At 34.8% G+C, this 15,109-nt stretch carries 14 protein-coding genes; 6 read left to right on the forward strand and 8 right to left on the reverse strand.

The features are described 5' to 3' along the window. Positions 1-10: 10 nt before the first annotated feature. From JI747_RS12925 to JI747_RS12960, 8 genes are all read right to left on the reverse strand, one after another. A complete protein-coding gene (locus tag JI747_RS12925) occupies positions 11-250 on the reverse strand; it encodes a hypothetical protein (protein WP_002977986.1) in 240 nt (79 codons plus the stop codon). A gap of 39 nt (positions 251-289) precedes the next feature. Then, complete coding sequence (locus tag JI747_RS12930; RefSeq protein ID WP_225689309.1) at positions 290-1,609, reverse strand: hypothetical protein; 1,320 nt, start codon at positions 1,607-1,609, stop codon at positions 290-292. Between the two features lie 72 nt (positions 1,610-1,681). Next, the gene (locus JI747_RS12935) at positions 1,682-2,572 is read right to left on the reverse strand and encodes a 3-hydroxybutyryl-CoA dehydrogenase (RefSeq protein ID WP_225689495.1); all 891 of its coding nucleotides are present in this window, start codon (positions 2,570-2,572) and stop codon (positions 1,682-1,684) included. Continuing rightward, positions 2,572-2,994 carry a hypothetical protein gene (locus JI747_RS12940; RefSeq protein WP_225689310.1) on the reverse strand — a complete coding sequence of 141 codons (423 nt, stop codon included), beginning with the start codon at positions 2,992-2,994 and terminating at the stop codon, positions 2,572-2,574. The genes JI747_RS12935 and JI747_RS12940 overlap by 1 nt, the downstream gene beginning before the upstream one ends. 30 nt (positions 2,995-3,024) lie before the next feature. Then, positions 3,025-3,903, reverse strand: a complete 879-nt coding sequence (gene bla-A, locus JI747_RS12945; protein WP_225689311.1) for a CGA/CIA family class A beta-lactamase — start codon at positions 3,901-3,903, stop codon at positions 3,025-3,027. A gap of 68 nt (positions 3,904-3,971) precedes the next feature. Then, entirely contained in the window at positions 3,972-4,418 is a 447-nt protein-coding gene (locus JI747_RS12950; protein WP_225689312.1) for a DUF5362 family protein, read from the reverse strand. A 65-nt stretch (positions 4,419-4,483) separates the two neighbouring features. After that, complete coding sequence (locus tag JI747_RS12955; protein ID WP_225689313.1) at positions 4,484-6,205, reverse strand: cellulase family glycosylhydrolase; 1,722 nt, start codon at positions 6,203-6,205, stop codon at positions 4,484-4,486. Between the two features lie 256 nt (positions 6,206-6,461). After that, positions 6,462-7,424 carry a Gfo/Idh/MocA family protein gene (locus JI747_RS12960; RefSeq protein WP_225689314.1) on the reverse strand — a complete coding sequence of 321 codons (963 nt, stop codon included), beginning with the start codon at positions 7,422-7,424 and terminating at the stop codon, positions 6,462-6,464. A gap of 125 nt (positions 7,425-7,549) precedes the next feature. On the opposite strand from JI747_RS12960, the gene JI747_RS12965 reads away from it, so the two are divergent. From JI747_RS12965 to JI747_RS12990, 6 genes are all read left to right on the forward strand, one after another. Next, positions 7,550-8,200, forward strand: coding sequence for a protein-L-isoaspartate(D-aspartate) O-methyltransferase (locus JI747_RS12965; RefSeq protein ID WP_225689315.1), 651 nt, complete (start codon positions 7,550-7,552; stop codon positions 8,198-8,200). 133 nt (positions 8,201-8,333) lie between these two features. Further along, positions 8,334-8,735 carry a DUF1801 domain-containing protein gene (locus tag JI747_RS12970; RefSeq protein ID WP_225689316.1) on the forward strand — a complete coding sequence of 134 codons (402 nt, stop codon included), beginning with the start codon at positions 8,334-8,336 and terminating at the stop codon, positions 8,733-8,735. A 58-nt stretch (positions 8,736-8,793) separates the two neighbouring features. Next, the gene (locus JI747_RS12975; protein ID WP_225689317.1) at positions 8,794-9,033 is read left to right on the forward strand and encodes a prevent-host-death protein; all 240 of its coding nucleotides are present in this window, start codon (positions 8,794-8,796) and stop codon (positions 9,031-9,033) included. 86 nt (positions 9,034-9,119) lie between these two features. After that, positions 9,120-10,103, forward strand: coding sequence for a 2-hydroxyacid dehydrogenase (locus tag JI747_RS12980; RefSeq protein ID WP_225689318.1), 984 nt, complete (start codon positions 9,120-9,122; stop codon positions 10,101-10,103). Between the two features lie 52 nt (positions 10,104-10,155). Continuing rightward, entirely contained in the window at positions 10,156-10,446 is a 291-nt protein-coding gene (locus tag JI747_RS12985; protein ID WP_225689319.1) for a hypothetical protein, read from the forward strand. Positions 10,447-10,856: 410 nt separating this feature from the next. Continuing rightward, entirely contained in the window at positions 10,857-15,056 is a 4,200-nt protein-coding gene (locus JI747_RS12990; protein WP_225689320.1) for a T9SS type B sorting domain-containing protein, read from the forward strand. Positions 15,057-15,109 lie beyond the last annotated feature (53 nt).

Below are 15,109 nucleotides of genomic sequence, written 5' to 3' on the forward strand. Positions count from 1 at the left end.
GGATTATGTATTAGTCTTCCTCTTCTTCGTCGTACTTAGCCAACTCTTCATCACACCACTTGAAAGCAGCTTCTACAACTTTAGTAGCTTCATCTGCCATCGTTTCTTCATCATCTCCTTCTAGATCATCTAACCACTCAACTTCTTCTTCCTCAACGTTTAAGATAAATCTTGGATATTCTGTATGAACTACAAATAGATCTTCCGGAAATTCTGAATTATCTGCTAATAAAAACTTTGGTAATTTCATTTTTTTTAATGTTTTAACTTTAAATCAAAGATAACAAAATTATTGGTATTTGTTCTTGTCGATTTTAATTTTTTGTGAAACTTTATAATAGGTTAAGGTTGTCTTTTTTAGAGTGTCAGAAGCTTTAAATGTTACCTCTAAATTGGAATTTACCGTGCTTACAAGCTCTGCAACCTGCATTTTATCAAGATCTTCCATAGATTTTAAATAAAACTGTAAGGGAACTTTATCCAATTTTTCAGACTGTAAAAAATGAACCACCTCTTTTCTGTTCTCAAGATAATTCCCTTTTGAAAGCCACGTGAAAAGAACTCCAGACATGATGCTTAAAATTCCGATAACGTAGACTTTAACATCAAAAAGCTGAAATAATTTTCTAAAATAAACCAGCCACAACGGAAAGCTGAACGGAGCAAGTATTCTGTAACCAATTGCATCTACAGGATAAAAATACTGGATGAAAAATGAACATACAATGCCGAAAACACTTGTAAAAACAAAGAAAAACTCTGAATTTGTAAGCTTAGACCTTGTAAACAGGAAGATCATGACAATAATATTCAAAGCTCCTAATCCGTAAATACCATAATTAATCATTCCGCCTCCCGGATCAGACATATGGATGAACGGATTGAAAGTGGTAGCAAGACCTTCAAATAGTTCCTTTAAAAGTTGAGAAGTAGGGTATAGTCCTATTTCCAAAGACTGCTTTATGTAATCTTCATTAAAATAATCAATAAATAAAAGTTTATAAAGAACGATGTAAACTCCTGAAATAATCCCTGAAATTAAAAATGAACGTCCGTATTGACGCTTATAAAACAAAAGCCCGTATAAACCTACCGCTCCCATGAAAAATAAAGAACTGTATCTTATAGTATAAAGAGCAATTAAGCTTAAAGAAAGATAAAGAACTGCGTTTCTGGTTTTAATATTTCCTTTAATAATTTGATCGGAAGCGTAAAGAAAAAGAAGAACAAAAGGTAAAATACAGCCCTCACTTAAAGTAACTGCAAAAATGGAAACAAAGCTGAAAAGGGCAACCAGAACGGTAGACTCTCTTGAATAAAAGTTCTTTTTCCATGAGAAAAAAACAATAAAAAGCATGGCTACAATGCCTACAATTTTACTCGCCCAAAATTCATCAGTTCCTAAGAAAGTAAAGATCTTAATTGCCAAAGGATATCCTAAAGGCGTAATGGTATTGTCAATCTCCGGAAGCACATGAGCAAATTTCATGTACCGGATAGAATCAGGACTCACTCTTCCGTTTTCATTGAGTAAAAAACGTAAAATGGTCACCATTACAGTAATGATGACCAATAATATCTGAATATTTTTTTCTTTAAATTTTATCAAGGTTGCAGTTATTAGGTTAGATTGCAGCTTTTAACAAGCCAAATGTATAACTTAAAACTTACAACTCAAAGTCTATTTTGAGAACATTTTTGCTACTTTTTCAGCTTTTTTGCTTTCAGAATAGTCGTAGAAACCTTCTCCTGATTTTACGCCAAGTTTTCCAGCCATTACCATATTGACCAATAATGGGTTGGGTGCATATTTAGGATTTTTGAATCCATCGTACATTACATTTAAGATGGCTAAACAAACGTCAAGACCAATAAAATCAGCCAATTGAAGTGGTCCCATCGGATGAGCCATTCCTAATTTCATTACTGTATCAATTTCTTCAACTCCGGCAACACCGTTGTAAAGTGTTTCAATAGATTCATTGATCATCGGCATTAAAATTCTGTTAGCTACGAATCCTGGGTAATCGTTTACTTCTACAGGAACTTTCCCTAACGTTTTGCTCATTTCATAGATCGAATCAAAGGTTTCTTTAGAAGTAGAATATCCTTTGATGATTTCAACCAGTTTCATGATAGGAACCGGATTCATAAAGTGCATTCCAATTACCTTATCAGCTCTTTTTGTAGCCGCTGCGATTTTAGTAATGGAAATAGATGAAGTATTGGTCGCCAGAATACAGTTTTCAGGCGCAAATTCATCCATCTGACCGAAGATTTTCAATTTCAATTCCTGATTCTCAGTAGCTGCTTCCACGATAAGATCTGCAGATCCTACAGCATCCTGAAGCGCTGTGAAAGTCGTGATATTTCCTAAAGTTTCAGCTTTTTGTTCTTCCGTAAGGTTTCCCTTTGCAATTATTCTGTCAAGATTGGTAGTAATGGTTTTTAGCCCTCTGTCTAAAGCTTCCTGAGATACATCTACCAAATTCACTTTAAACCCGCTTTGTGCAAAAGTATGTGCAATACCATTCCCCATGGTTCCTGCTCCGATAACTACAATGTTTTTGATCATTTTAATTTTTCTTTTTTATAGATAGTTAAATTATTTAATTTGTTTAAATTTTCTTTACTTAGAGAATTGGTCGGTGTGAAAAATACAGAACCGTCACTACTACGGTTTCTTTTATTGTTCTGCGAAGTCACCGTTTCTGCAAGACCTTTTATGAACTGTTGTCTTTTAGATTTTGAAAGCGCATCAATTCCGATAAAAAGCTTGAATTCACCTTCTCTTCCAAGCCCCGACTGTCTGTAGACTTCAATCGGTTTTCTCTTGTTTTTGCTTTGAAAAGTTTCGATATAAGTCATTACAGGATTGGTTGAGGGTGTTCCGCAACACATGCTGTTATAATCCAGATAAAGATATGTTTCACTCTTCTGTGCAAAGAAAAATGTGCAAGTGAAAATTCCTATGATTAAAAATATTTTTTTCATTTTAACGGTTTTAAAATTAAGCTTTAAATTTTACTTATTAAAATAATCCCAGACTGTCTTTGAAATGTCTGAAATCATCTTGCAGTTGACAGCATCCGTTTCCATTGAATTACTGACAAATACAGCTATTGCATAATGCTTGCCATTCGGTAAAGTAATGATCGCAATTTCATTTTCAGCGCCCGTTAAGCCCTCTTTATTTTTTCCTGAAGCTCCCGTTTTTCTTGCGACAGGAGTGTTTTTTGGAAGCTGTTCAATTAATTTATTGAGTCCTGTTGAGGTAGATAACATCACCTTCATTAAGTAATCTGTAGATTTTTTTGATAACAGTTTCCCTTCATAAAACTTTTTCAAAACATCTGTTGCAGAAGTCATGGTACTGTAATTTTCGTACTGAACCTTCCAGTCTTTGTGCATTGCTTCTTCATTATACTTAATCTGGAAACCTTTTACGCCTTTAGAATCCATAAATTTCTGAACGGTCTGTGTTCCTCCCAATAAATTCAGCAGAATATCACAACCATTGTTGTCGCTTTTAGCAACGGTCATTTCAAGCACTTCGCTCAAAGGAACTTCTACACCTCCATTAGGATATTTGTCGCGGAGAGGAGACCATGTATTTTCCAGTAAATTAGATTTGTCCAATACAATTTTTTGATCTAAAGAAAGTTTTCCTTTGTCTACAAAATCTAAAACGGCGGCTGCAATATGAAATTTGAAAACACTTTGCATTGGCAGCTTTTTGTCTGCATTTTTACTGTATTTAAAACCGTTTTCAAAACCCAGTACAGAAACTCCGACGGTTGCTTTTTTATCTTTGATAATAGAATTGATTTTTTGATCTAAAGCAGATTGCTGAGCGAATATAAACGCAGAAACCAAAAAGAAAAGCAGACTTATTTTTTTCATAATAATAGAGATTAAAAAATCCTTCTTAATTTTTAAGAAGGATTGTATTCAAATATAAATAAATTAATTTATATCACACGTCCGAAAGCGGCAAACATGCCCCATAAAATCATAAGAATATAGATTCCCATTATTACAATGGTAAGAATTCCGATAAACTTATAATGCGATTTGATGTACTCGAATGAAGAGGTAAGGCTTGCCTGGTTATTTGTACGTAAGGCATCCTTCATATTAGAAGAAAATTTATAAAGGTAATTAATCGGTACGAAATAAAAACCTGCAATAAGAATATAAAAAATACCTACAAAAACACCGCTACCTAGAGGCATAAAACTATTTGAGGCGCCTACAACGAACATGAATAAAGCTACAAGTACCATCAATCCAAGACCTATAAATCCTAGAATAGACAAAAAGTTAGCCCATTTTGCGGTTTCCGTAAGAAATTCTCTTGAAATTCTGTCGATTCTTAACTCCTCAAATTGTTCAAAAGGAGAATTTGTTTCCATCATAATTATTTAATTTTGTGGCAAAATAATTAAAATTATTTTAACTCTGCTCTATAAATCTTAAATTTTTACTTCACTTCAAAAGATTTCAGGTTTACCCCGTCATTTTCGAAATAGATCCGGATTTTATTTTCTCCTTTTTTCAGGTTAATTCCTTTGGCAGAAACGGTTTTCCAGATTGCTTTTCCTCCGGTTGAACCTAATGAAAATGTTGCCAGTTGTTTCCCTGAAGCATCTTCAAGTCTTATTTTTGCAGCATTGGTGCTGGAATAATTGAGGTCAAAAGTATATGCTTTATCCGATTTCGCATTGATGGTATACTGTAGCCATTCTCCACTTTCTGTTTTCCCAATGTAGAATTGGTTGTCATAGGTTTCATAAATGTCAACTCCGTCATTTCTCAACTGATTTCCTGAATTCCATTCCGATCTTTTGGCAGGATCGCTTACCCAAAGATTGATGAAATCTTTATCCGAATAGGCAGCACCGATTCTTCCCAAATCATAATCTGTCGCTGATATTTTTCCAGGAGCCTGAAGATTTTTATAAGGTTTTGTAGAACCCTCTTTAGTCTGTCTGAACATCGCATCAATCACATCATTCTTAACTTCGACATTACTGAACTTATAGTTATTGGCAATCTGCATTAAAGCTTTCTCAGCAAATTCTTTTGAAGGTTTTTCGGCTCCATTTTTCCAGTAATCCAACAGTTTTTGATATTCAGGAGTGATTTTAACATTGGTAATTCCTGCAATATTATCAATCTTTTTCATCGGCCAGAATGCATAACCAATATTATGCTTGTCTAAAAGCTGAATGAGTTCCGTAAACCATACATTCGAGTTTTCCCCTGTTTCTCCCAGCCAAATCGGAGCATTATGTTTTTCCCTCAGATCCAAAGCAAACTTTAGGGTTGCATCATCATTGTAATTCCAATATTTATGGAAGCTGAATGCCATATTGTTATCCCAAAGCTGAGTTAGGCCATTATAGTTATTTCCCCAACCATTTCCTTCAATAATGATGATATGTTTTTTATCAACTGTACGGATGGCCTCTGTAATCTCTTTTTGTAGCTTCCAAAGAGGGGCATTAGACATTTCGTCTGTTCCGTTAGGATTTTTGCCTGTGAAGTTGATATTCGGTTCGTTAATTAAATCATAACCTCCGATCCATGGTTCATCTTTATATCGTTCAGCCAGCTTTTTCCATAATGCAATGGTCTTTTTCTGATTCTCGTCGCTGTCCCAAAGTGAAGGCTTCGTTTTATCGTTATCAGAAATATTAACGTCATTTCCTTGTCCTCCAGGAGCTGCATGAAGATCCAGAATCAGATACATTTTGTTGGCTGCACACCATTTTAAAAGATCGTCAGTCATTTTAAAACCTTCTTCCAGCCAGGTGTTTTGTCCTTTTTTAGGCTCTTTTTCAATCGATAAGGTATACAGATTATAATGCATCGGAAGTCTGATGGAGTTGAATCCGGCTTTTTTTAGAAAATCAATATCCTGTTTAGTGATTCCGTTCTTTAAATAAGCAGCATAAAATTCATTCATTCCGTCTTCACCAATCAGTTCAGCGATTTTCTCTTTGATTTTGTATTGCGGCCCTGCAAAATCTGCAGTTTTCAGCATATAACCTTCCTGCAGCATCCATCCTCCCAAACCGAGGCCTCTCAATTGAATATTTTCTCCTTTGTCGTTTACAATTTTCTGACCGTCAGTTTTTAAAAGTTGCGATGTCCCAAATTGAGACAATAAAAAAACGGATAGAAGGATGACTCTTTTCATAATAGTTTAATTATTTAAATATTAGGGGATTATTTTAGGAATTAGGGTTTATACAATCACAAATATATTTAAAAATTGTTGAATAAAAATTAAATAATAAATAAACCCTAAAGATTTTGTTTAAAAAATGAAGATAATAAGATCAGAACGATTTTCTTAATTAAAAGGTTCAGCCAAAGCTAATTTGAAATTAATTCACAAAAAAAACGGACAAAAGCCCGTTTGTATATGATATAAAATTAATATAATCTAAAAATTAAGAAATCAGTTTCATGATCTCCAAAGCTATTTTCAAAGCTTCCGTCCCATCTTCAAGAGAAACTTCTACGTGTTTGTCTTCAATAATAGAATCTGCAAAAGAATTTAACTCATCCAAAATCGCATTATTAGGCTCAATATTAGGATATTCAAATAAAATCTGGTTCTTTTCCCCGTCAGCATTTTCAATGATCATATCAAATGGAGTAGGCTCTTCAGGAGCATCCTTCATTCGGATCACTTCCGCCTTCTTCTCAAGGAAATCAACCGATATATAAGCATCTTTTTGGAAAAAACGGCTCTTTCTCATGGCCTTCATTGAAATTCTTGAAGTTGTAAGATTTGCAACACATCCGTTTTCAAACTCTATTCTTGCATTGGCAATATCCGGAGTTTTGCTGACTACACAAACACCACTTGCATGAATGTTCTTAACCTTAGATTTTACAACACTTAATAAAATATCCAGATCGTGGATCATTAGATCCAGCACTACAGAAACATCCGTTCCGCGAGGATTGAACTCCGCCAGTCTGTGGATTTCGATGAACATCGGATCTTTAATATATTCTTTGGTTGCCATGAAAGCTGGATTGTATCTTTCAACGTGTCCTACTTGCGCTTTGATGCCATTTTCACGACATTTATAAAGAATCTCTTCAGCCTGCTGCAATGTTTGGGTTACCGGTTTTTCAATAAAGAAATGAAGTTTTTTCTCAATCGCTTTTAATGCATAATCATAATGATAGATGGTGGGTGTTACAATATCCAGCATCTCAATCTGCTCAAGCAATTCATCAAAATTCTCAAAATATTTGTATCCGAATTCGGCTTCTATTTTTTTTCCGTTTTCTACATCTTTATCATGGAATCCTACAAAATCATACTTATCAGATTGATTCAGAAGACGTAAATGTATTTTTCCTAAATGTCCGGCACCTACCAAACCTGCTTTTAACATAGCTGTATTAAATTTTTGTAAAGATAATAAAGAAGTTAGATTTCAAAGCGTAGAATTTGGTTTTTTGTGGATAAATCTTTTGCAGAATCTCGGAAATCTAATATCTAATTTCTTATTTTTGTGACATGCAGGATTCGTTTGTACACAAGGGAAAAAGAAAGATTTTAGTTGATTATCTTCGAAATAGAATAGGAATTTCGGATCAAAATGTACTTTCGGCAATGAATGAAGTTCCGAGGCATCTATTTATTGAAAGCATATTCGAGGACTATGCCTATGAAGACCGTGCTTTCCCTATTTTGGCTCATCAGACGATTTCCCATCCCTCTACGGTAGCAGAACAATCGGAACTTTTACAGGTAAGACCAGGTGAAAAAGTCCTGGAAATAGGAACCGGATGTGGTTATCAGACAGCTGTTTTATTAGCCATGAAAGCCCATGTATATACGGTGGAAAGACAAAAAGATCTCTTCGACTTTTCAAAGAAAAAACTTCGCGAAATGCATCTGTTTCCCAAATTTCAAAGCTTCGGAGATGGGTTTGCAGGACTTCCCACCTTTGCTCCTTTTGACAAAATCATTGTAACCTGTGGAGCATCAATTTTACCGACAGAATTACTGAAACAGCTGAAAGTGGGAGGGAAAATGGTCATTCCTTTAGGACCTACCGATGAGCAGGTATTATTCAGGTTTACAAAAATATCACCTACCGAATTTGAAAAAGAAGAATTCGGAGCGTATAAATTTGTACCGATGTTGGGAAGCACCAATCAGTAAATCTTATATTATATTTTAAGATTTAAAAAAGGATTGTTTAACTTTAAACAGTCTTTTTGTCATTCTGTAAGAATCTAGGCACTTAGTATTCCTATAGAGAATGGTAAAGCATCATTGTATTAAAACTAAAAACATGAGTTCCGATATCCAAACATACATTGAGTCACAAACAGAATCTGACCAACTGATTTGTTCAAAACTCTCCGAGATCATCAATGAAAATTTAATAGAAGCCGAATCAAAAATATGGCACGCCCATCCTGTCTGGTTTTTGGAAGGAAATCCTATTGTAGGTTATAGTAAGCAAAAGAAAGGAATCAGGTTAATGTTTTGGAGCGGAAAATCATTTAATGAAGAACTATTAAATGTTCATGGAGTAAAGTTTCAGGATGCTTCTGTCTTTTATAATGAGGTCTCTGAAATCAATGAAGAAGATGTCAAAAGATGCCTTGAAAAATCTGAAAAAATTCAGTGGGACTATAAAAATATAGTGAAAAGAAAGGGAGAATTAATTCAAATAAAAAATAAATTTTGAACGATTCGGAATGATAATTGGACTCAACTCAAAACCTAATCTTTTAAATCTTATTATTATGGACACTAACAGATTTAAAGCATCACATGACTTCAGCAATATCCAGAAAAATCTTTCTCACAACAGAAGATTTCAGGCAACAAGTCACTCTCCGCAAGCCGATATGAAAAACCAAAATCAGGAATCAACCAAAAATGCTTTTGTGACTCATGCTCCAAAAACTGCTAAAGAGGTTTGGATGGAAATTCAGGAAATGAATTCCGGATCTTGGAATAGACATAAAGATGACAAAAAATAATTTTTAATACTAAAGTTAGAAAAACCTTGCTTTTACATGAGTAAGGTTTTTTATTTGAAAACAATCAAAATTAATTACAAAATAAAATGAAGGTATTCGTAAACAAGAGAATTCCCGAGATCGGAATTCATATGCTGAAAGACGCAGGATTGGAAGTTTTTATTCCTGAACATGAAAATCTGTCTCAGGATGAATGGCTGAGCTATTGTAAAAGCCACGATGTTATTTTGAGTGTAGGCGGTGAATTTAAATATGACAAAGATTTCTTTGCAGAATGTCCGAATATAAAGGCGATCGCATTGTATTCCGTAGGTTTTGATCATGTGGATATTCAGGAGGCCAATCACAGACATATTCCGGTTGGAAATACACCTGATGTTTTAAGTAAAGCTACCTCAGATGTTGCGTTTTTATTGATGCAATCGGTTGCAAGAAGAGCAAGCTATAATTTTGAAAAAGTAAAATCCGGAAATTGGGGAGATTTTGATCCTTTACATGCATTGGGACAGGAATTATACGGTAAAACATTAGGGATTTTCGGCTTGGGAAGAATCGGATTTGAAATGGCTAAGAAATCTCTGAAAGCCTTTGATATGAACATTATTTATCACAACCGCCATCAAAATACAGAAGCTGAAGAAGAACTGAATGCTACTTATGTTTCCTTCGAAGAACTGATTGCACAGTCTGATGTTTTAAGTATTCACGCTAATTTCAGACCTGAGCAGAAAGAACTGTTCAATACTTCAGTATTCGAGAAAATGAAAGAAAATGCAATCTTCATTAATACCGCAAGAGGAGGCTTTCACAATCAGAAAGACCTGTATAATGCCCTTGCAGAAAAGAAAATCTGGGGAGCCGGGTTAGATGTTACCAATCCTGAACCGATTTTTAAAGAAGATCCTATTCTGGAGCTTTCAAATGTTTGTGTTCTTCCGCACATTGGTTCTGCCACCATAGAAGCAAGAAACGGAATGGCAAAATTAGCCGCAGAAAATCTGATTGCCTTTTCAAAAGGAGAAAAAATGCCGACCTGTGCAAATCCGGAAGTGTATTCTCAGAATTCTTAAGAACTTGGAATTATTTTTGTTTACATTTATATAACCACTAAATACTACAATTATGATATCCGAAAATAGCGAACAAGAACAAGACAGAAGATTGGAACAGCTTGAATACAGTTCAAGCGAAGACATTTTTAACCGCGAAAAACATATTCCGATTGACGGAGACGGAAAACCGATAGAAGATGAAGAAGCCTATGACAGCTTAGACAAAGGACTAGATATTCCGGGCGTAGATGACGACAATGATATGGAAGAAATTGGAAGCGAAGACGAAGAAAATAATTATTGGAGTCTCAGTGACAATGAAGATGATCACGAAGAGGAAAATGATGATGTGCTGACTTAAATAATGTACCGATCATAAAAAAAAGCTTTACTTAACCAGTAAGGCTTTTTTTGTTATTAAGTATGTTTAAACTCATATTAAAATTAACCATAAAAGATACAGAAGCTATTGATACAGATAAACTATGAGATACTGAAAGCACTCAAAAGGATAAAAATCAAAGATTTTTAAAAACTTGGGCGTTTTTTTTTCAGTCTAATGTTCAACTTTAAATGTATTATATAAATTTTTTGAGCCTTTTGTGGTTAAATAAAAAGTTTAAACAGGATATTATTTAAAATGCAAATGATTATGTAATAATTATATAGATTTTTTATATGTTATTTAATATTAATAAATGGTTATTATTGAATATTCTATAAATAAAAGTGGTAAATTTATCATGTGTTAGTGATTAATTATTTTAGCTTATGATGAATATTTTACGAATTTTATTCTTATTCATTAGTGCTTTAGGCTTCTCTCAGGCTCCGGTAAATGTGAAAGTGAAAGATGCAGCAGGAAATGAAAGTTTCAATGTTACCTGTACTAATGATCTCGATGCGAACGGTTGCATAGCACTTCATGTGGAATATCCTGTGCTCAGACAGGCTACAAGTTATGAAGCTACTCAGGAAACCTACAATCCTCCGATTCCGATGGATCAGGGAACGTCATTAAATGCCAATTATGATGATCTTTTCGCTGCAAAACTGGATTTACCTTTCAAATTTTGTTTTTATAATCAATATTTCGATGCGCTTATTGTAGGTTCAAACGGAATGGTAACTTTCGATTTGAACCAGTTGGGAAATATCAATTATCCGAATGTTCAGTGGCAGAATCCAAATACGAGCCTTCCTAAAAATTCGATTTTCGGGGTATATCATGACATGGTTTTTTCATCAGGAGATTCTTCGGAAATTTATTATTCAACCATTGGAACGGCGCCTTTCAGAAAGTTTGTCATCAATTTTTTTGATGGGAGAATTTCGGGCTGTACAGACCGGTCTTCATCACAAATCGTATTGCATGAAACGACTAATGTAATAGAAGTCTTTGTTGAAAAAAAATTGCTCCCTTGTCCGACGAGGAAGTTTGAAAATGCACTCATTGGGATCATCAATAATGACGGAACTCAAGGAGTTTCTCCGGCGGGCAGAAATACAGGAGTTTGGCAGGCAATGCAGGAAGGCTGGAAATTTAATCCGCTTGGAAATGTAATTCAGCCCAACGTTACCTGGACAAATTCTGCGGGACAGACGGTAGGAACAGGAATTCAGACGACGGTTTGTCCGACTGAGAATGATGTTTATACAGCGAATGTTAAGTTTAATATTTGTGGAAACAGTGATCTGACAATAACCGATGATTTTCCGTTAACTTTTGATCCTACCTATCCGGCTGCGAAAAACTATACCCAGAATTTCTGTGGAAATACGTCCGTTAATCTTACTTTAAACAGTTTCAATGCTAATGTAACTTCACAAAGTCCGGTGAATTTTACCTTTAGTTATCACTTGAGTTTGCAGGATGCGCAGAATAATGTCGGTGCTTTGCCAAACAATTTTACATTAGCCAATAACACCATTTTATATGTAAGAATTCAAAATCCAACAACGCCAACTTGTTATCGTGTAGCCGTTTTAACTTTAAATTTATTAAGTAAAAGTTTAATTAAAGATACTGTAGAACTGTGCGACACCAACAATGACGGAGTAGAGCAGAACTATAATGTAAGCCTGTTAAATCCTGAACTTTTCGTTGCCGGAACGACGGGAATTACTTATTTTAATACTCAATCTGATGCTCAGAATAATATAAATGCGATCACTACAGCAAATATTACAGTAAGCACGAATCTTTGGGTAAGGCTTCAGGAAGGAGCCTGTACGTATATTCTGGGACCTGTTCATTTCCAGTTTAAACCGGGTGTGAATCTGAATTCTCCTATCAATTTTCCATATACGATTTGTGATATTAATGCAGATAACCAGGAACCTTTTGATTTCACATTAAATATTGGCCCGTTAATTTCAACACAAACCGGAGCCGTTTTTACAGTTTACAATACCTATGATGAAGCTTATAACGGAAACGGAAGTGTTGTAAATACTATAAAAGAAGGAGTTTATACACTTTATATAAGAGTTCACGTTCCTAATGGCTGCTTTGCAGTTGCAACAGTGAATATGAACGTAACTTTCACAAAAATTCTGGCTAATGAAAAAAATGAATACATCTGTTTTAATGGAACAGATGATATTAGCATTAATTTAAGTACGCTTTCAAACGGAATGCTGATTTCTCCTGCAACCGTTCCTGTGACTGAATTTTACAACAGTTCTGCTGCTGCCAATTTGGGAACAGGATCAATCAGTCCGAACCAGACCATTACGACAGACGGAAATTTTGTGACACAGACCTATTTTGTCCGGTTTGAAATTTCAGATCAATGTTTTACGGTAAGACCAATTACAGTGAATTTGGTTCATCCGGTAATTGTTCAGTCCAGTTTTGTAATTTGTGATTTTAATAATGATAATTCGGAAAATATACAATTATCTCAATATTCATCGGCAATTGTCGGAAGCCAGAATGCATCAACAGTTTTTTATCCTACTTTGGCAGATGCAACCAATGGAACAAACCCGATTACCAATCTTACGGTTACAGGAACACAGCAGATTTTCGTTAAAATTAACTCGTATAACTGTCAGCAGATTTATCCGGTGAATCTAAGCTTAACATCTACTCCGGTTGTGAATTCTCCTGTGAATATTACTTTAAATAATATTTGTGACAATAATAATGACGGAAGTGAAATTTACGATTTAACGCAGGCTCAGCCTCAAATTACTTCTGCTGGAAATGTAAGTTTTACGTATTATGTAAATTATGATCCGGCAACGCATACTTTTTCCAATGAAATCACAAATCCGACACAATTTGTAGTTGCAGCAGGAAATGCAACGGTTTTTGTGAAGGTTAAATTAAATAATGGCGAATGTTTTTCAGCTGCCCAGATCAATATTCAAATGACGTTTTTACCACCAGTAGTTTTAAACAGTGCGACTTTAAATACATGCGATGAAGATTTTAATTTAAGCGAAACCTTTCAGCTGAATGATGCCATTCCGCAATTGTTTATTTCGTCACAAAATACACAGCCGTTGTCTGATATGACGGTTTCATATTATAATACACAAGCTGATGCCAACGCCGGAAATCCGGCAAACCAGATCGGAACTTCGATTACTACGAGTATTTCTTCAATTCAGGTTTGGACGAGATTCCAGTCACAGACAACAGGTTGTTATTCGGTTGCGCCTATTCAGCTGAATACTTATTTCCCTCCAAAAGCCATCAATTCTACTATTACGGTTTGTGATGAAAATTTAGATGGAAGCTATGAAGTGAATTTATTAAATTTTACAAATTTAATGGTTGATATTCCGAATCCTGCAAATTCATTTACCTTCTATCTGACTCAACAAAATGCACAAAACGGAACAAATCCGATTGCAAATCCGTCTGATTATTCTGCAAATCCTTTCCCTGCACAAATTTGGGTGAAAGTTCAGAATATTCCGGGTTGTGATGATATTGCCACCATCAGTTTTGTTTTTGGAAATAAAGTGACTTTACAAAATAACGGACCTTTTCAGTTAGAAACCTGTGATACAGGAAATGATGGAATTGAGATTGTTAATTTAACGCAATTTCAATCACAAATTTATACAGGAACGAACGTTACGTTCACTTATTATCCGACTTTAGCTGATCTTAATGCAGGAACAAATGCAATCTCAACGCCTGGAAATTTTAGTTATAATCAAGCTTCAGGCTCAAATATTGTTTATGTAAAAGTAAGTGTTCCTGGTTTTTGCCCAAGTGGTGTAGAAATTCATTTAACTTTAAAGCAAACTCCGATTTTTGATATCCCGACACAATATTTCTGTCCGGAAGGCTCCTTAGATTATACGGTTCATATTGAAGGGTATACCATTGTAAATTATGTTTGGACAAACCCTTCAGGACAGGTAATTTCCACTACGGATACCATTACAGGAATTACAACAGTGGGAACTTACACCCTTACTGTAACGGCAAGCAACGGCTGTTCTTACACCGAAACTTTTGAAATAAAACATTTTGAAGTTCCTGTAATCGAACAAATTGAAATTAATGGAACAACCGCAACAGTTCATGCAACAGGCTCGAAACCCATCTTATATTCTATCGATGGAATGACGTGGCAGGCAAGTAATATTTTCTATAATCTGCAGACCGGAATCATTACTTTCTATATAAAATATGCGGACAGCAAATGTATTGTACAACAGCAAAGTGTAATTTTAGATATTAAAAATGCCATCACACCAAACGGAGATGGATTAAATGATCACTGGATTGTTAAAAATCTTCAGGTTTTCGGAGATAAAATGTCGACCGTAAAAATCTTTGACCGTTATCAGATGTTGATTTTCGAACAGAGCTCAAACAAACAATTCTTCTGGGACGGAACAATTAAAGGCAGACCTGTTCCTACATCAAGTTATTGGTATGTGATTACCCTTCCGGATGGTAGAACCTTTACAGGATGGATTTTAGTGAAAAATAATAATTAATTTTAAAGATATATTTACAAACAAAAGCCTCATTGAATTTTCGATGAGGCTTT

Source organism: Chryseobacterium tagetis (assembly GCF_016735585.2).
GTDB classification, from domain to species: Bacteria; Bacteroidota; Bacteroidia; order Flavobacteriales; family Weeksellaceae; genus Chryseobacterium; species Chryseobacterium tagetis.